General features: G+C 69.0%; 16 protein-coding genes and 1 tRNA gene. 12 read left to right on the top strand and 5 right to left on the bottom strand.

What is annotated here, in order from left to right; all coding sequences use genetic code 11:
• Window positions 1-32 precede the first annotated feature (32 nt).
• On the bottom strand, window positions 33-392 hold the full coding sequence (locus tag ASD21_RS16975; protein WP_156398412.1) for a hypothetical protein: 360 nt from the start codon (window positions 390-392) through the stop codon (window positions 33-35).
• A gap of 56 nt (window positions 393-448) precedes the next feature.
• A complete protein-coding gene (locus ASD21_RS16980; protein WP_056443845.1) occupies window positions 449-1,192 on the bottom strand; it encodes a DUF6065 family protein in 744 nt (247 codons plus the stop codon).
• A gap of 71 nt (window positions 1,193-1,263) precedes the next feature.
• Between ASD21_RS16980 and ASD21_RS16985 the strand changes: the two genes are divergently transcribed.
• The 5 genes from ASD21_RS16985 to ASD21_RS17005 all read left to right on the top strand — a co-directional run bounded on the left by ASD21_RS16985 (window position 1,264) and on the right by ASD21_RS17005 (window position 4,993).
• Window positions 1,264-1,770 (top strand): prolyl-tRNA synthetase associated domain-containing protein, encoded by a 507-nt coding sequence (locus tag ASD21_RS16985; RefSeq protein ID WP_056443849.1) that lies wholly within the window; start codon window positions 1,264-1,266, stop codon window positions 1,768-1,770.
• Between the two features lie 128 nt (window positions 1,771-1,898).
• Complete coding sequence (locus tag ASD21_RS16990; protein WP_056443852.1) at window positions 1,899-2,828, top strand: thioredoxin family protein; 930 nt, start codon at window positions 1,899-1,901, stop codon at window positions 2,826-2,828.
• 19 nt (window positions 2,829-2,847) lie between these two features.
• Complete coding sequence (locus ASD21_RS16995; protein ID WP_056443854.1) at window positions 2,848-3,510, top strand: LON peptidase substrate-binding domain-containing protein; 663 nt, start codon at window positions 2,848-2,850, stop codon at window positions 3,508-3,510.
• Window positions 3,511-3,664: 154 nt separating this feature from the next.
• Window positions 3,665-3,865, top strand: a complete 201-nt coding sequence (locus tag ASD21_RS17000; RefSeq protein WP_056443857.1) for a Trm112 family protein — start codon at window positions 3,665-3,667, stop codon at window positions 3,863-3,865.
• Between the two features lie 3 nt (window positions 3,866-3,868).
• A complete protein-coding gene (locus ASD21_RS17005) occupies window positions 3,869-4,993 on the top strand; it encodes an acyltransferase family protein (RefSeq protein ID WP_268761082.1) in 1,125 nt (374 codons plus the stop codon).
• Window positions 4,994-5,143: 150 nt separating this feature from the next.
• Here ASD21_RS17005 and ASD21_RS17010 read toward each other — a convergent pair whose 3' ends face one another.
• Window positions 5,144-6,394: a UbiH/UbiF/VisC/COQ6 family ubiquinone biosynthesis hydroxylase gene (locus ASD21_RS17010; protein WP_056443865.1), complete on the bottom strand. Its 1,251-nt coding sequence runs from the start codon at window positions 6,392-6,394 to the stop codon at window positions 5,144-5,146.
• 175 nt (window positions 6,395-6,569) lie between these two features.
• Here ASD21_RS17010 and ASD21_RS23460 point away from each other — a divergent pair, with 175 nt between their 5' ends.
• Window positions 6,570-7,037: an SMI1/KNR4 family protein gene (locus ASD21_RS23460; protein ID WP_082554817.1), complete on the top strand. Its 468-nt coding sequence runs from the start codon at window positions 6,570-6,572 to the stop codon at window positions 7,035-7,037.
• 1,302 nt (window positions 7,038-8,339) lie between these two features.
• Here ASD21_RS23460 and ASD21_RS17020 read toward each other — a convergent pair.
• Together ASD21_RS17020 and ASD21_RS17025 are read right to left on the bottom strand one after the other, a co-directional pair.
• On the bottom strand, window positions 8,340-8,765 hold the full coding sequence (locus ASD21_RS17020; RefSeq protein ID WP_056443871.1) for an acyl-CoA thioesterase: 426 nt from the start codon (window positions 8,763-8,765) through the stop codon (window positions 8,340-8,342).
• 12 nt (window positions 8,766-8,777) lie between these two features.
• Window positions 8,778-9,062 (bottom strand): zinc-finger domain-containing protein, encoded by a 285-nt coding sequence (locus tag ASD21_RS17025; RefSeq protein ID WP_082554818.1) that lies wholly within the window; start codon window positions 9,060-9,062, stop codon window positions 8,778-8,780.
• 123 nt (window positions 9,063-9,185) lie between these two features.
• Between ASD21_RS17025 and ASD21_RS17030 the strand changes: the two genes are divergently transcribed.
• The 6 genes from ASD21_RS17030 to ASD21_RS17060 all read left to right on the top strand — a co-directional run bounded on the left by ASD21_RS17030 (window position 9,186) and on the right by ASD21_RS17060 (window position 16,524).
• Window positions 9,186-10,148: an ABC transporter ATP-binding protein gene (locus tag ASD21_RS17030; RefSeq protein ID WP_056443874.1), complete on the top strand. Its 963-nt coding sequence runs from the start codon at window positions 9,186-9,188 to the stop codon at window positions 10,146-10,148.
• Window positions 10,149-10,410: 262 nt separating this feature from the next.
• Entirely contained in the window at window positions 10,411-11,484 is a 1,074-nt protein-coding gene (locus ASD21_RS17035; RefSeq protein ID WP_056443878.1) for a purine nucleoside permease, read from the top strand.
• A gap of 3 nt (window positions 11,485-11,487) precedes the next feature.
• Window positions 11,488-12,804: an NCS2 family permease gene (locus ASD21_RS17040; RefSeq protein WP_056443881.1), complete on the top strand. Its 1,317-nt coding sequence runs from the start codon at window positions 11,488-11,490 to the stop codon at window positions 12,802-12,804.
• 60 nt (window positions 12,805-12,864) lie between these two features.
• Window positions 12,865-12,941 (top strand) — tRNA-Arg (locus ASD21_RS17045).
• Between the two features lie 515 nt (window positions 12,942-13,456).
• On the top strand, window positions 13,457-14,164 hold the full coding sequence (locus tag ASD21_RS17055) for an ABC transporter ATP-binding protein (RefSeq protein WP_056443889.1): 708 nt from the start codon (window positions 13,457-13,459) through the stop codon (window positions 14,162-14,164).
• Window positions 14,161-16,524, top strand: a complete 2,364-nt coding sequence (locus tag ASD21_RS17060) for an ABC transporter permease (protein WP_235524906.1) — start codon at window positions 14,161-14,163, stop codon at window positions 16,522-16,524. Before ASD21_RS17055 ends, ASD21_RS17060 begins: the two co-directional genes overlap by 4 nt.
• Window position 16,525: the final 1 nt, after the last annotated feature.

Consider the following 16,525-nt stretch of genomic DNA (forward strand, 5'->3'; position numbering starts at 1 on the left):
GCCCGGGATGACAACTGTTTGGGAAGTCGCGCTTAGGCGAAGATCTCGGCCTGATCCTCGGCTCGCCGGTATGACCGGCCCAACAGAGCCCAGTTCATCTTGCGCCAGTGAGGCAGGGTGCAAGCGAGGTAGGCGACCAAGGGAATGATCACAGCGAACACGCCGAAGATTGGATAGCGGTCCGTCCAGTGGGGATTGGTCGCGTACTGGATGGCGACGTTGCCCAACACCATCACGGTCTGAACGATGACCGGCCAGCGGCTCATTCTGACAAGGCCCACGATCTGGAACGTCACGAGAAACACCGCCAGAAGAAACTCCGGCCAAGACTGAGGGAGCGGCTTTCCGAGCAAAAACGCCAAGAGTGAGGCGGCATGTCCGGCCAACAGCAAGCCCAGGATTCCGACCACGACCCAGATGGACAGCGGCGTGCGGTGTGATCGCGTCCTCACCCGACCTTCGGCGCCTTCAGCCGGCGCTTGTTCACATGCGCCGCCGGGGCGGGGGCCTCGACCTCCTCGGGATACTCGCCCTTGAAGTAGAAGCGCTGCCACGCCTCCTTCATCGCCTCGGGCTCGCGCTTGAAGATCCGGGCGTTGAACTCGCCGCGCTGGGCGGCCCAGGCGTCGTACTGCTTGCGCAGGTCGGGATTGGAATTCAACGACCGGATCACCGGCTGCACCTGCTCCAGCGGCTTGTCCTGGATCATCATGAAGAAGCAGAACGGCTCGCCCTTCTCGAAGCGGACCGTGCCGGGGCGGGTGAACAGCCAGTTCATCGTGAACGGGAAGGGCAGCCAGTCGGTCTCGACCAGGCCGGCCAGCGGCTGGATGCCGTCCTTGATGTGGTTGGGCGGACCCATGGTCCAGATCGACCAGCCCGGCGGCGTGCGGAACAGGTAGCCGGTGTGGAAGGTGACCGTGCCGCGCGAGAAGTGCGACTTGACGAAGTCGTCGAAGCCCGGATGCGGATGGTCGGCCTTGAAGGTGATGCAGTTCTGGTGCGCCCCGCCGTCCCAGGTGGCCGTGAAGCCGACCGGGCACAGGATCTCCCAGCCGGTGGTGTTGGCCATGGTCAGGGGCAGGCAGCGATAGGGGTGGCGGTCGGCGAAGTGGTCCATCCACGCCCGCTGCGGCCGTCCTGGCACGATCTCGGGCGGCCGGTTCTCGGTGGGGTAGCACTCCAGTTCCATGCCGGCTCTCTTCTTCCCTAGCTGGTCTTGAGTCTGGTCTAGCGGGCCACGGCTCGGCTAGGAAGTCCCCCATGAAGAGCCGCGCCGACCTGTTTTCCTTCCTCGACGCCCACGGCGTCGCCCATTCCACGCTCGACCACCCGCCGGTGTTCCGGGTGGAGGAGGGGTTGGAGATCAAGGCCGCCCTGCCCGGCGGCCACACCAAGAACCTGTTCCTCAAGGACGCCAAGGGCCAGCTGTGGCTGATCTCGGCCCTGGGCGAGACGGCGATCGACCTCAAGCGCCTGCACACGGTGATAGGCTCGGCCCGGCTGTCGTTCGGCAGCGCCGAGCTGATGGCCCAGACCCTGGGCGTGACCCCGGGCTCGGTCACCGCCTTCGGCCTGATCAACGACACGACGCATCGCGTGCGCTTCGTGCTCGACGCGGACCTGGCGAAAGCCGATCCGGTCAATTTCCACCCGCTGGCCAACGACGCCACCACGGCGGTGTCGCAGGAGGGTCTTCGGCGGTTCCTGGCGGCGCTGGAAATCACGCCGATGATCGTCGATTTCGCCGCCATGCGGGTTGTTCAATAAGCGCTTCGCCCGATTGCGAACCGCGCGCCGAGAGACCATCTTGGCCGCCAAGACGGACGCTCCAGTCCTCCCCCGCCGATCCCTTCGGCGCTTCGAGCGTTCAAGACCCGCGTATTTAGAGAGACCCCATGGCCCTGATTGGCGACACTCCCCCTCCCATTCGAGCCGGCGGCCCCAATAGCCAAGGGGGCGCCAAGAGCGAGCACATCAAGGACGGCACGGACGCCAGCTTCATGGCCGACGTGATCGAGGCCTCCAAGGTCCAGCCGGTGATCGTCGACTTCTGGGCCACCTGGTGCGGCCCGTGCCGCCAGCTGACCCCGGCCCTGGAAAAGGCGGTCAACGCCGCCGGCGGCGCGGTCAAGCTGGTCAAGATCGACGTCGACAAGAACCCCGGCTATTCGGGCCAGCTGCGCGTGCAGTCGATCCCGACCGTCTACGCCTTCGTCAACGGCCAGCCGGTCGACGGCTTCCAGGGCGCGGTGCCCGAGAGTCAGATCAAGCAGTTCATCGACCGCCTGGCCGGACCGCCGCCCGAGAGCGACATCGACGCCCTGCTGGCCCTGGCCAAGGAGTCGGTCGAGCTGGGCGACATCGGCGGCGCGGCCCAGGCCTTCGCCCAGGCGCTGCAGATGGATCCGGTCAACGTGAAGGCTATCGGCGGCCTGGCCAAATGCTACCTGGCCGGCGGCGACCTGGAAGGCGCGGCGGAAGTCGCGGCCACGGCCCCGGCCGGCGCCAAGGACCCGGACCTGGACAGCGTCCGCGCGGCCCTGGCCCTGGCCGAGGACGCCCCGTCCGAAACCGCGCCGTTCGAAAGGCGCCTGGCCGCCGACGCCGACGACCACGAGGCCCGCCTCGAGCTGGCCAAGGCCCTGGCCGGCGCCGGCGATCTTCAGGCCGCGTCGGACCATCTTCTGACCATCATCGAACGCGACCGTGCCTGGAACGACGAGGCCGCCCGCAAGCAGCTGCTGACCGTGTTCGAGGCCGCCGGCTACGCGTCCGAGGTGGCCAAGGCCGGCCGCAAGCGGCTGTCCGCCATCCTGTTCAGTTAGGCTTCAAGAGGAGCGTCGCATGCCGGGATCCTATCGAAGGGCGGACGACCTGCCGCTGGTGATCCCGGTGTTCCCGCTGGACGGCGCCCTGCTGCTGCCCGGCGGCCAGCTGCCGCTGAACATCTTCGAGCCGCGCTATCTGAACATGTTCGACGACGCCATGTCGGGCGAGCGGATCATCGGCATGGTCCAGACCCGGCCGGGCGGCGATCACGAGCGGCCCAACCTGGCGCCGGTGGGCTGCGCGGGCCGGGTGACCAGCTTCGCCGAGACCAGCGACGGCCGCTACCTCGTCACCCTGACCGGGGTCTGCCGGTTCCGGGTCGGCGACGAGCTTCCCACCCGCTCGCCCTACCGCCAGGTGCGCGCCGATTTCACCTCCTTCGAGGACGACCTGCGGGAAGCCTCGCCGCACACGGCCACGGGGAGCGACGCCTCGCCGTTGCTGGACGCCCTGCGCCGCTATCTCGACCATCGCGGCCTGGCCATCGACTGGAGCAGCGCCGAGGCCGCCCCGTCCGACGCCCTGATCAACAGCCTGGCCATGGCCCTGCCGTTCGAACCGGTCGAGAAGCAGGCCCTGCTCGAGGCCCCGACCCTGGTCGAACGCCGCGAGACCCTGGTGGCCCTGCTGGAGATCGACGCGGCGGGGGACGATGAAGACCCCACGATGATCCAGTGACAGTCTTTCCCTCCCCCTTGCGGGGAGGGTGGCCCGCGTAGCGGGTCGGGTGGGGTTTGATGACTCAGCGAGCCCCACCCGTCGGCTTCGCCGCCACCCTCCCCATGAAGGGGAGGGAGTTCTCATCAGTTGGAAAACCCCCTACAAAGCACCCATGACCGCCCAACCGCCTCCCCCGCCCGCCGATCTCGACCCGCGCCTGCTGGAGGTGCTGGTCTGTCCCGTCACCCGCGCGCCGCTGTTCTACGACCGCGCCCGGGGCGAGCTGGTCAGCAACGCCGCCAAGCTGGCCTATCCGATCCGCGACGGCGTGCCGATCATGCTGCCCGAGGAAGCCCGCAGCCTGGACGACTAGGCGGTGGATCAGCGGCCGCCCCGCCTGGCTTCACTGGATGTGCTCCGTGGACTGACGATCGTCGGCATGATCGTCGTCAACAGCGCCTCCTACCTGCATTATGTCAGCGGCTACGCCCAGTTCGCCGGCCTGGAGCATGCCGCCTGGCGTGGCTTCACGCTCGCCGACGCGGTGTTCCCGGCCTTCGTGTTCATGACCGGGGCTTCGATCCCCCTGGCCCTGGCCGCGCGCGGCGCGCCTGAACAGGGAATCGGCGGTCTCGACGGACCGACCCTGCGCCGGCTGCTGGTCAGGTCCGGACGCCTGTTCCTGCTGGGCCTGATCCTGTCCAACCTCTACTGGATGGCGACGCCCGAGAGCGTGCCGTTCCGGCCGATGGGCGTGCTGCAGCGCCTGGCCCTGTGCTTCCTGGCCGCCGCCGTCCTTTACAAGACCCTCGGGCCCCGCGCCCGGCTGATCCTGGCCGTGGCGATCCTGGCGCTCTACTGGCCCCTGACCCTCCTGCCGTTCCCGGACGGCGCGACCGACCTGCTCAAGCCCGGCGCCAACTTCGTCGGCTGGTTCGACCGCCTGGTGCTGGGCGGCCACGTCTATGTGCCGGGGCCGCTGGGCTATGACCCCGAGGGCCTGCTCTCGACCCTGCCGGCCGTCGCCCAGGCCCTGCTGGGCGTGGCGGCCGGCGAATGGCTCATGGCCCCCCAATCGAGAAATGGGCGTGGCGCGTTGGGCCTGTTGATCGCGGGCACGGCTTGCATCGCCGGCGGCCTGGTCTGGGGCCTGGCGTTCCCGATCTCCAAGGAACTGTGGACCTCAAGCTTCGTGCTGCTGTCGACCGGCGTCGCCCTGGTCCTGCTGGCCGGCCTGCACCAGGCGCTGGACGTCGAGGGCCGGCGGCTTCCGGGATCAGGCTTCCTGACCGACTTCGGGATCAACGCGATCTTCGCCTACAGCCTGCACATGCTGGCCTCGATCATGCTGACCGCCCACCTGCTGAAGATCCCCTACGTCTGGGCCACGCCTTTCGTCGGCGACAGGGCGGCGGCCCTGATCCCGGTGGCGATCTTCGTCGGCCTGATCTGGATGGTGGTGGCCTACATGCGCAAGCGCGGGTGGGTGGTGAAGGTCTAGGTGAAATCTCTTCCCTCCCCCTTGTGGGGAGGGTGTCGGCGAAGCCGACGGGTGGGGGATCGGTGCAGGGCGGCTGGCTCAGCAAGCCCCACCCGACCCTGGCGCTGCCAGGGCCACCCTCCCCATGAAGGGGAGGGAAGGTTTCGGCTCCTAAATCCCCTCGCCCCGCAACAACTTCGGCAGGTCGCCCACCCCGCCGCCGGCCTCGTGCATGAAGAACCGCCGGGCCGGGGCGATGCGGTTGACCGCCGCCATGCCCACCCCGCGCGCCAGGCGCAGCAGCGGATTGTCGTTGGAGAACAGCCGCACGAAGCCGTCGAAGGCCAGGGCGTTGGAGACGTTGTCGAACCGCCGCCAGCGGGCGTAGCGCTCCAGGGTCGCCTCGGCCCCGATGTCCTCGCCGTTGCGCAGGGCCTCGACCACCACCTCGGCCAGGGCCGCGGCGTCCTTCAGGCCCAGGTTCAGCCCCTGGCCGGCGATCGGGTGCACGCCGTGGGCGGCGTCGCCGATCAGGGCCAGGCGCGGGGCGACCAGCCGCTCGGCCAGCGACAGCGACAGCGGATAGACGAAGGTCGGGCCAGCCATCTCGACCGTGCCCAGGAACTCGCCGAACCGCCGCATCAAATGGCTGTGGAAGGCTTCCGGCGAGGCGTGGCGCAGGGCCTCGGCCCGGTCGGTGCTCTCGGTCCAGACCAGGCTGGCGCGATTATCCGTCAGCGGAAGAATGGCGAACGGCCCGCTGGGCAGGAAGTATTCGTGGGCCACGCCCTGGTGCGGATGCTCCATCCGGACGGTGGCCACCACCCCGCTCTGGCCGTAGCTCCAGCCGATGTCGCCGATGCCGGCGGCCTTGCGCAGCACGCTGCCCCGGCCCTCGGCGCTGACCACCAGCGGGGCCGACAGCGTGCGGCCGTCCGTGAGCGTCAGGGTCGCGCCGGCCGGGGTGACGTCCAGGGCCTGGGCGCCGACCGGGGCCAGCACGGTGATCCCCTTGTCGATCACGGTCCGGGCCAGGGCCGCGCGGATCTGGCGGTTCTCGATCAGATAGCCCAGGGGCTCGCCCTCGGACCGGTCGGCGATCTCGCTGCTGTCAAAGCGCAGGAAGAACGGCGAGGGTCCGCCCGAGGCCGGGCCCGGCGTCTTGCCGTCGGTGACCAGGATCTGCTCGATCCGCTGGGCGTTGGGCGCCAGGGCCTCGCCGGCCCCGATCGCCCGCCACTGGCGGAACGACGAATAGGCGATGGCCGACGAGCGCCCGTCGAAGCTCTCGGCCAGCTGGGCGTCGAACGGCTGGGGATCGACCAGCAGGGCCTTGACCCCGGCCGAGGCCAGGGCGAGCGCCAGGGTGGTTCCGGCCATGCCGGCTCCGGCGATGATGACGTCGGCGTCGTGGTCGCGCATGGGCGGATATGGCGCGCGGGGGGCGGTGGTGTCTAGGGGCGGCGGTTTGCGGAGTGGTGTCCGGTTTGGGGGTCAGACGCTGATGTCGGCTTGCGACCCATAGGCGACCTTCACAACGTCGATTAGCGTACGGCCACGCTCCGGCAGGTCATGCCGGCAACGCTCTGGGGATCACATGCGCGCGTTCGTCGATTTTGCATCAAAATGGTCGCATCCCGAATACCAGCCGGAACCCGTCCTTGTTGCCGATTTGGCGCGAGCGGAGGAGCAACTCGGCGGCCGCTTACCTGCTGACTATCGCGAAGCGGTAATCGGCACTGGCCTGCCACGGCCGACAGGCGCGCTCCTGCATAGCGTCTGCGAAGAGGAGGCCGATTTCGCTGATGTGGCAGATTTTCTCTCACCAGACGAGATGATCTCATCCACCCAGGTTTGGCGAGAGATGGGACTGCCGGAAGACAAAATCGCTTTCGCCTCGGATTGCATGGGTAACTTGTTCGCCTTTGGGAGCGTCGCGCTAAACCAAAGTTCCCAAGTGTGGTTCTTCGACCACGATACGGGTGAGATCGTGGTGGTAGCGCCGTCGTTCAAGGACTGGATCCAGCAATATCTGGATCTGAGATTTGTCCCGCTGGACGACTGATCCAAGACCGCGATGGTCCGACAGCCACCCATCTCGGACCTCTGAAACGGCGGCTTGGCGCAGGCCCCCATCCGCTCCGGATGGGGCCACGCCTTAAAGCCTTGGTGGATCGGAGCTCTGGCGTCTGGCCGTGTCAAGGACTGGCCTGCGGCCAGCCGCGACGCGGCCGCCGGAGGCGGTCCTTGACACGGCCAGACGCCAGAGCAGGCTCGCCATCAAGGTTTCAAGGCGCGGCCTCGCCGCTGGCGGAGGACGTCAGGGGTGTTTGCCGGAAAGGACCCAGTCCCTCCCCCTTGCGGGGAGGGTGGCGGCGAAGCCGACGGGTGGGGGATCGGTGCAGGGTGTCGGACGGGGGTTGTTCTGCTGACTCAGCTGCCCCCCACCCGACCCTGGCGCTGCCAGGGCCACCCTCCCCGCGAGGGGGAGGGAAGGCACTTACGCTCGGCGCATAGCCAACAAACCCCCGCGATTCCAACGCGATAAACTTTCTCGACCCGATTTGGTCCTCACCCTCCAAACCGCCCGTATCCTTATCTCACCTCGCCGCAGGGAAAGGGCGCAAGGCCAGCGACCGATGCGGCGGCGGGGGGCGATCGAGCGGGAAGCTCTGTCGGCGGCGCGGTTCGCGTGCGTAGGGACCTCGTCAAACCTCACGTCTCCNGGCCAGCGACCGATGCGGCGGCGGGGGGCGATCGAGCGGGAAGCTCTGTCGGCGGCGCGGTTCGCGTGCGTAGGGACCTCGTCAAACCTCACGTCTCCAGGGCCGGCCGGGCATGGAACACTAAAACGGCGTGGCGTGAGGGCTGGCTTAGCAACAGGCGGGCGGTGACGCGCTCGCGGTCCGGGACTTGGGTTCGTTGACCTGGCCCGCCCGTCGGAGGCTTCAAGGCGGCGAGGCCCTAACAGGGCTCAGCGTCGCGGGCTTCCGGATAACGACCGCGCGGAGCGTCTGGCTTCGTCGAAACGGTAACAACTACAAACACTCCGGACGGTGTCCGGCGCTCCGCGACCCTTTCCAACTCCTCAGCGAGAGATCGCGTGAGCTTGCAACGCCGTGCCGGTGAACACTTGCCCCCACCTGNGGCTCAGCGTCGCGGGCTTCCGGATAACGATGGCGCGGAGCGATCGGGCTTCGTCGAAACGGTAACAACTACAAACACTCCGGACGGTGTCCGGCGCTCCGCGACCCTTTCCAACTCCTCAGCGAGAGATCGCGTGAGCTTGCAACGCCGTGCCGGTGAACACTTGCCCCCACCTGACCGCTTCGCGGTCTGTCCGCCCCCACAGGGGGCGGAGGGCCGCCTAAGGCAGCGGCCGCGGCTTGCGGTCCTCGCCGATGGCCACGAAGGTGAACACGCCCTGGGTCACCTTGTGGGCCTGCTCGCCGTCGCGGCGGCGGCGCCAGGCCTCGACTTCGACCTTCAGCGAGGTGCGGCCCACGTGGACGACCTTGGCGAACAGGCTGACCTCGTCGCCGACGAACACCGGGCTGATGAAGGTCATGCCGTCGATGGCGATGGTGGCGCAGCGGCCGGCCGCGCGGTGGAAGGCGATCGAGGCCGCCGCCAGGTCCATCTGCGACAGCAGCCAGCCGCCGAAGATGTCGCCTTCGGGATTGGTGTCGGACGGCATGGCGATGGCCCGCAGCACCGGGGCCTCGTGCGGCCACTCGGCGGCCTCCCAGGCCTTGGCCAGGGATTCGGCGCGCTGGGTCGTGGGATCGCTCACGCTGCGCGGAGCCTAGTGGCCGCCGGAGCCTTCGTAGACCCCCGGGGCCAGACGCTCGTCCTCGTCGTGGCCGGCGGCGGTCGAGGCCACGAAGCGGCGGTCGCAATAGGGGCAGTCGACGAAGCCGGCCGCGCCCATCTCCAGCCAGACGCGCGGGTGGCCCAGGGCGCCGCCGACGCCGTCGCAGGCGATGCGGTGCGAGCGGACCATGATGGTTTCGGGCGCGGGACCGGCGCCGACCGCGACGACAGTCGGCTCCATGGCGGTGGGAGCGGTGGTCTTGGCCTTGCGCGCCATGTTCGTAAAACCCTTGAAATCCAGACGCGGCCTTGGCGTGGCGGCGATGCAGGCATACCTATGCGACCTGTCGCGGCGCCGTCAATTCGCGCGGCGTGTTCCTTTTGCCCATCTGGACGTTCCATGGACCTGCCCGCGTACGCGATCGAAGCCGAAGGCCTGTTCAAGACCTATCCCGCCTCCAAGACCTCGCCGGAAAAGCGGGCGCTCAACGGCATCGACCTGAAGGTGCCGCGCGGCTCGATCTTCGGCCTGCTGGGCCCGAACGGCGCGGGCAAGTCGACCTTCATCAACATCCTGGCCGGCCTGACCCGCAAGACGAGCGGCACGGTGCGGATCTGGGGCCGCGACATCGACGAGCGCCCGCGCGACGCCCGCGCCGCCATCGGCGTGGTGCCGCAGGAGCTGGCCGCCGACGTGTTCTTCACCCCGCGCGAGTCGCTGGAGGTGCAGGCCGGCTTCTACGGCGTGCCCAAGAACGAGCGCCGCACCGACGAACTGCTCAACGCCCTGGGCCTGGGCGACAAGGCCAACGCCTATGTCCGCCAGCTGTCGGGCGGCATGAAGCGCCGGCTGATGGTGGCCAAGGCCATGGTCCACCAGCCCCCGGTGTTGATCCTCGACGAGCCGACCGCCGGCGTCGACGTCGAGCTGCGCCGGCAGCTGTGGAGCTATGTGACCGGGCTGAACCAGCTGGGCGTGACCATCGTGCTGACCACCCACTATCTGGAAGAAGCCCAGGAGCTGTGCGACCAGATCGCCATCGTCAACCGCGGCGAGGTGGTGGTCTGCGAGCCCACGGCGACCCTGCTGCGCCGGATGGACATCCGCAACGTGGTGGTCACGCCGGAGGAGCCGGTGACCGCCGCCCCGCTGCTGCCGGGCTTCGAGACCAGGCTGCGCGGGGCCGGGGCCTTCTCGGTCTCCTACCGCACCGGCCAGTCCAGCGTGGAGCAGGTGCTGGCGGCGGTCCGCGCCGAGGGCCTGAAGATCAAGGACATCGCCACCGAGGACCCGGACCTGGAGGACGTGTTCGTGTCGCTGACCTATGGCGATCCGAGCGCCAAGGATCCGTTGAAGGCCTGAGGGGCGGACCTGAACTTGCCCCCACCTGGCGGCTTCGCCGCCTGTCGCGGCGAGGGGGCGGAGGACGCGCCGCAACGCCCCTCTTCCCCCTGTGGGGGAAGACGACCGCGAAGCGGTCCGTAGGGGGGAAGTGTTCGCCGCCGTGGCGCCGCCGCCTCGCTCAGGCGCAGCGGAAGTCGGGTCCAGCTCTCCCGCCGATCCCCGATTGCATCGCCGGCCGCATCGGTGGAGGTTCACCGCCGGATTTCTGGTGGGGCGTCGCATGCGTGCTTTGTGGTTTCGAATCGTCCTGGCTCTGGCCATCGCGCTCGGCATGGGCCTGGCCTCCGCCCAGGCGGCGGATCGCCTGCCGATCAGGGTCGTCGTCGTCACCACCTTCGAGATCGGGGCCGACACCGGCGACTTCGCCGGCGAGTTCCAGCCCTGGGTCGAGGGCTGGCCGCTGACGCACGAGATCGCCATCCCCGGCGTCCGCCACGTGGCCCGCTATTCCGACGACGGCGTGCTGGCCATCGTCAGCGACATGCGCGGCCGGACCCGCGAGAGCGTCGCGGCCCTGATCCTGTCGGACCAGTTCGACCTCTCCAAGGCCTACTGGATCGTCAGCGGCATCGCCGGGGTCGATCCCAAGGCGGCCTCGGTCGGCAGCGCCGCCTGGGCCCGCTACGTGGTCGACGCCGACCCGATCTACGAGGTCGACGAGCGCGACATGCCGGCCGACTGGCCCTACGGCCTCTATTCGAACGACGCCGAGCGCCCCAACGTGAAGGGCAAGGCCGAGGGCTCCAGCGCCATGGTCTGGACGCTGGACCGGGGCCTGGTCGACTGGGCCTACGGCCTGACCCGCGACGTCAAGCTGCCCGACTCGCCGGGCCTGCGGGCGATGCGCGCCCCCTATGCGGGCGATCCCGAGGGCCAGCGGCCGCCGTTCGTGCTGCGGGGCGACGCCCTGGGCACGGTGCGTTTCTGGCACGGCGCGCGGCGCACCCAGTGGGCGGAGGACTGGGTCAAGCTCTGGACCGACGGGGCCGGAACCTTCACCATGACCGACTGCGAAGACCAGGGGATCCTCGACGTGCTCGACGCCCACGCCGCGTCCGGAAAGATCGACCGCCGGCGGGTCCTGGTGCTGCGCACCGGCAGCAACTATTCGCGCGCGCCGCTGGGCCAGACCAGCCTGCCTCACGTGTTCCATGAGGACGGTCTGAAGGCGAGCTTCGACTCCGCGTTCCGCGTGGGCGGCGTCGTGGTCCGCGAACTGACCGCTCACTGGGACCGCTACGCGTCCGAAATCCCCACCGCCGCCTCTTCTCCCCAATCCGGCCGGAGCCGCTAAGCCATGCTCGAACGCCTCTTCGGCCTCAAGGCCCAGGGAACCGACGTCCGCACCGAGCTGCTGGCCGGCGTCACCACCTTCATGACCATGGCCTATATCGTCGTGGTCAATCCGGCGATCCTGGGCGAGGCCGGCCTGCCGGTGGCCGCCGTGGCCGCCGCCACCTGCCTGGCCGCCGGCCTCGGCTCGATCCTGATGGGGCTGATCGCCAACTACCCGCTGGCCCTGGCGCCGGGCATGGGGCTGAACGCCTATTTCACCTACACCGTGGTCAAGGGCATGGGCGTGCCGTGGGAGACGGCCCTGGGCTGCGTCTTCCTGTCGGGCGTGGCCTTCCTGATCCTGACCCTGGTCGGCGTGCGCCAGATGATCGTCGCGGCCATCCCCAAGCCGCTGTTCTCGGCCGTCGCCGCCGGGGTGGGGCTGTTCATCGCCTTCATCGGCCTGAAGGAGGCGGGGATCATCGTCGCCAACCCGGCCACCACCGTCGCCCTGGGCGATCTGACCACCCCGACCGCCGCCGTGGCCATCATGGGCCTGGTGCTGATCGCCGTGCTGCAGGCCTGGCGGGTCAAGGGGGCGATCCTGATCGGGATACTTTTGACCACCGCCGCCGGCTGGGCCCTGGGCCTGGCCAAGATCGCCCCGGCCACCTCCAGCCTGGCCGACCTGACCGCCACGGCCTTCAAGATGGACGTGGTCGGCGCCTTCAATCTGCGGGGCGGGGTCGGCCTGGCCCTGCTGGAGATCATCTTCGTCTTCCTGTTCGTCGACCTGTTCGACAATGTCGGCACCCTGGTGGCGGTGACCAAGAAGGCCGGCCTGCAGGCCCCCGACGGCTCGATCCCGCGCCTGAACCGCATCCTGATCGCGGACTCGGCGGCGACCATGATCGGCGCGGCGGCGGGCACCTCGACGGTGACCAGCTATATCGAGAGCGCCGCGGGCGTCACGGCGGGCGGCCGCACCGGCCTGACGGCGGTGGTGGTCGGGGTTCTGTTCCTGGTCACTCTGTTCTTCGCGCCCCTGGTCCAGGCCATTCCGGCCGCCGCCACGGCGCCGGCCCTGATCCTGGTCGGGGCGATGATGGTCGGGGCCCTGGTCGACGTCGACTGGGCCGACCCGACCGTGGCGATCCCGGCCTTCCTGACCCTGATCACCATTCCGCTGACCTTCTCGATCGCCAACGGCCTGGCGTTCGGCATCACCAGCTACGCGGTCCTGCGCCTGCTGACCGGCAAGATCGGCAAGGGCGATTGGCTGCTGCTGATCCTGGCGGCGCTGTTCGTCGTCCGCTTCGTCTATCTGGCGAAAGGCTGATAAAGACCCGTTTGCGCAGGCGCGGCCTTTCGGCTAAGACCGCGCTTCCGCAAGGCGGAAGCACCCGTAGCTCAGCTGGATAGAGCGTTGCCCTCCGAAGGCAAAGGTCACACGTTCGAATCGTGTCGGGTGCGCCACTTCGGTTTAGAACTGCGAACTTCGACAAGCACGGAGTGCTCGCCTGCCGAGGCGGCCATGGTGCGAAGCAGTTCGGTTCGACCTCCCATGATCTTGATCTCGACCGTGGACAGCACCTCTACGCGCCGAGCGCACGTGGGCGCGGCGATACTTGCCGTCCGCGTCTCGTAGGCCCTCGCGGGCCGCTGTCGCCATGCGCTCGATGCTCTCGGGCGTGATCATGGGTCCGAGCTTCTCGATCGCGGCCTCGGCGCGATCGGCGTCGGCCTTGGCCTCCACCTTGATCGCCTCCAACTCCCTGATGCGGTCCTTGAGACCTTCGGCGCCCTGGCCGACGAGCCCGTCCCGCATGGCGGGGCGCAATGCCGACAAATCTCGGCGGGCGCGGGGTGCTCCTTGATGAAGGGCAAGCTGCGCGACGGCCCCGATGTCGAACTTGCGTCAGGTCAAGGCAGGTCCAGGGCGGGTCTGTAGCGATCAGGGGCAGCCGCCCTGCTCCGGAGACCGTGTCCGCATGATCGAAGCTGCTCTCGACGTGCGCGATCTGGCGAAGGTCTATTCGACCTCGGCCGGCGATGTACACGCCTTGCGGGGTGTCGACCTCAAAATCGTCCACGGCGAGACGCTCGTCCTGCTGGGGCCGTCGGGATCGGGCAAGTCGACGCTTCTGAATATCCTGGGCGGCCTAGATCGCGCGAGCTCGGGCTCGGCACGCTTTCAGGACCTGGAGCTGACCCAGGCCAGTGATCGCGAGCTGACCCGCTACCGGCGCGCGTCGGTCGGCTTCATCTTCCAATTCTTCAACCTCGTGCCGAGCCTGACCGCGCGGGAGAACGTGGCGCTGATCACCGAGATCGCCCGCGATCCCATGACCCCCGAGGACGCCCTGGCGCGCGTCGGGCTGTCGGACCGGCTCGACCATTTCCCGGCACAGCTCTCGGGCGGCCAACAGCAGCGCGTGGCGGTGGCGCGCGCCATCGCCAAGCGGCCGCGGCTCCTGCTGTGCGACGAGCCCACCGGGTCGCTCGACAGCGAGAGCGGGGTGCGGGTGCTGGAGGCGATCGCCGAGGTGACCCGGGACGTGGGCGCAACGACCATGATCGTCTCCCACAACGCCGACATCGCCGGCATGGCCGATCGCGTGATCCGCTTCCGCGACGGGCGGATCACCGAGGTCGAGCGCAACAGAAACAAGCGCGCTCCGCGGGAGATGACCTGGTGAAGCCGCTCGACCGCAAGCTCTTGCGCGATCTGTGGCGCCTCAAGTGGCAGATGATGGCCATCGCGCTGCTGATCGCCTGCGGCGTCTCGGTGGCGGTGATGTCGTTCTCCGCCCAACGAGCGCTCATGGACGCACAGGCGGCCTTCTATTCGGACACCCGATTTGCCGACGCCTTCGCTCAGACCAAGCGCGCGCCGATCTCCCGCCTCCGGGACTTGACCGGGATCGACGGTGTCACGGCGGCGGACGTCCGCATCCTTGAAGCCGGGCTCATGAATGTCCCAGGGCTTTCGCGGCCGGTGGTGGCGCGCCTCATCTCCCTCCCGGAGAACGAGGACCATGCCCTCAACCGCGTCCGCCTGACCCGCGGCCGGATGCCGGAGCCGCGGCGAATCGACGAGGCGGTCGCCCTCAAGGCCTTCATGGACGCCGCCGGAGTGAAGCTGGGCGACCGGCTCACCGCCGTAGTGCAGGGCCGCGCCTTCACCTTCACCGTCGTCGGCGCGGTCTTGTCGCCAGAATACGTCTACGTCCCCGCACCGGAGTCGTTCATGCCGGACGACGCTCACCAAGCGGTCCTGTGGGCGCCCCGGCCGGCGGTCGAACGGGCGGCGGGCATGGACGGCGCATTCAACACCGTGGCGCTGAAGCTTGCGCCCGGCGCCTCGGTCCCGGCTGTGCTGGCGGACGTGGACCGGATCCTGGCGCCCTACGGCGGTCGGGCGGCCTACGCACGCGAGGACCAGGCTTCCCATGCCTTTCTGGCCGCCGAGCTCAAGGAACTCTCGACCTCCGCCTCCATCCTGCCGCCGATCTTTCTGATCATCGCCGCGGGTCTCGTTCACCTGACGGTGTCGCGGCTGGTCGACGCCGAACGCGAGCAGATCGGTCTGCTCAAGGCGTTCGGCTATCGCGATGGAGAGGCCGCGGCGCCCTATTTGCGGATGGCGGCGGCGATCGGCCTGCTAGGCGCTCTCGCCGGCGGCCTGGTCGGGGGGGCGCTGGGAGCGGCCATCGTCGACCAGTATCGCGAGTACTTCCGCTTCCCGGTCCTGGCTGTGCGCTTTCACGGGCTGGCTTTCGCCGGCGCGTCGGCCGTGGGCGTGATGGCGACGCTCGCCGGGTCGCTCGCGGCCGTGCGGCGCGCGGCCGCGCTCTCCCCCGCCGTGGCCATGCAACCCCTGCGGCCGGCGACCTACCGGGCGGGGCCCCTGGACCGGCTGATCCGAGGTCCAGCGGTCGACCAGGCGACGCGAGTGATTATCCGCAATCTTGAGCGTTTCCCGGTGCGCGGCCTGCTGGCGACCCTCGGCTTGGCGGCGAGTCTGAACCTGCTGGTGGGCACCCAGTTTCTCTTCGATAGCCTCGATAAGGTGGTCGACCAAGCTTACTACCGCACCCAGCGCTGGAGTGAATCAATCAGCTTCGCGGAGGCGCGGAGCATCGTGGCGCTCGGCGAGATCTCCCGCCTGCCGGGGGCTTTCGCGGCTGAACCCGTCCGTGTCGTGGCCGCCCGATTGAAGGCCAACGGCCGAGCGGAACTCACCCGCGTCGTCGGTCTCGAACCCGACGGAGTTCTTGACCGGCCCCTGGACGACCACGACCGACGGGCGCCGTTCAAGGGCCGTGGGCTGGTCGTGAGCGAGGCGCTCGCCGACCGGCTCGGCCTGCGCCCCGGCGATTCCGTCCGCGTGGAGGTGATCGACGGACGCGGCCCGGCGGCGGTGCTGCCGATCACCGGCCTGGCGCGAGACTACAGCGGCTTCTCCGCCTATATGGACCGCCGGCGATTGAACGACCTGATGGGTGAGGGTGATCTGGCCAGCGGCGCGCACCTGCAGGTGGCGGAGGATCGTCGCGCCGACTTCTACCGCGCCATCGCGCGGACGCCGCAGATCGTGGGTTCGTCCTCCCGAGACGAGACGGTGGCGAACTGGCGGCGGGCCATGGCCGAGGCGTTCCGCGTCACCGTCAGCTTCTATGTGGGCTTCGCCGGCGCTATCGCCTTCGGGGTTGCCTACAACACCAGCCGCATCGCGCTCTCCGAGCGCGCGCGCGACCTGGCCACCCTTCGGGTGCTAGGCTTCGGCCAGGGTGAGTGCGCCTACATCCTGGTTGGCGAACTGGCGGTGCTGGCGCTTGTCGCGATCCCGCTCGGCCTGCTGGGCGGCCAGGCGCTCGCCCACGGGTTGGTGGCGGCCTATTCGCGCGACGAGGTGCGGCTGCCGCCGATCATCGGCGCCCGCAGCTACGGCATCTCGCTCCTGGCCTATCTGACCGCCGTCACAGGAGCCGGCGTCCTGGTGGCGCGTCGAATCTGGAGTTTCGACCTCGTATCCGTGCTGAAGACGAGGGACTGAC

This window comes from Caulobacter sp. Root1455, from assembly GCF_001426905.1.
Lineage (GTDB): Bacteria > Pseudomonadota > Alphaproteobacteria > Caulobacterales > Caulobacteraceae > Caulobacter.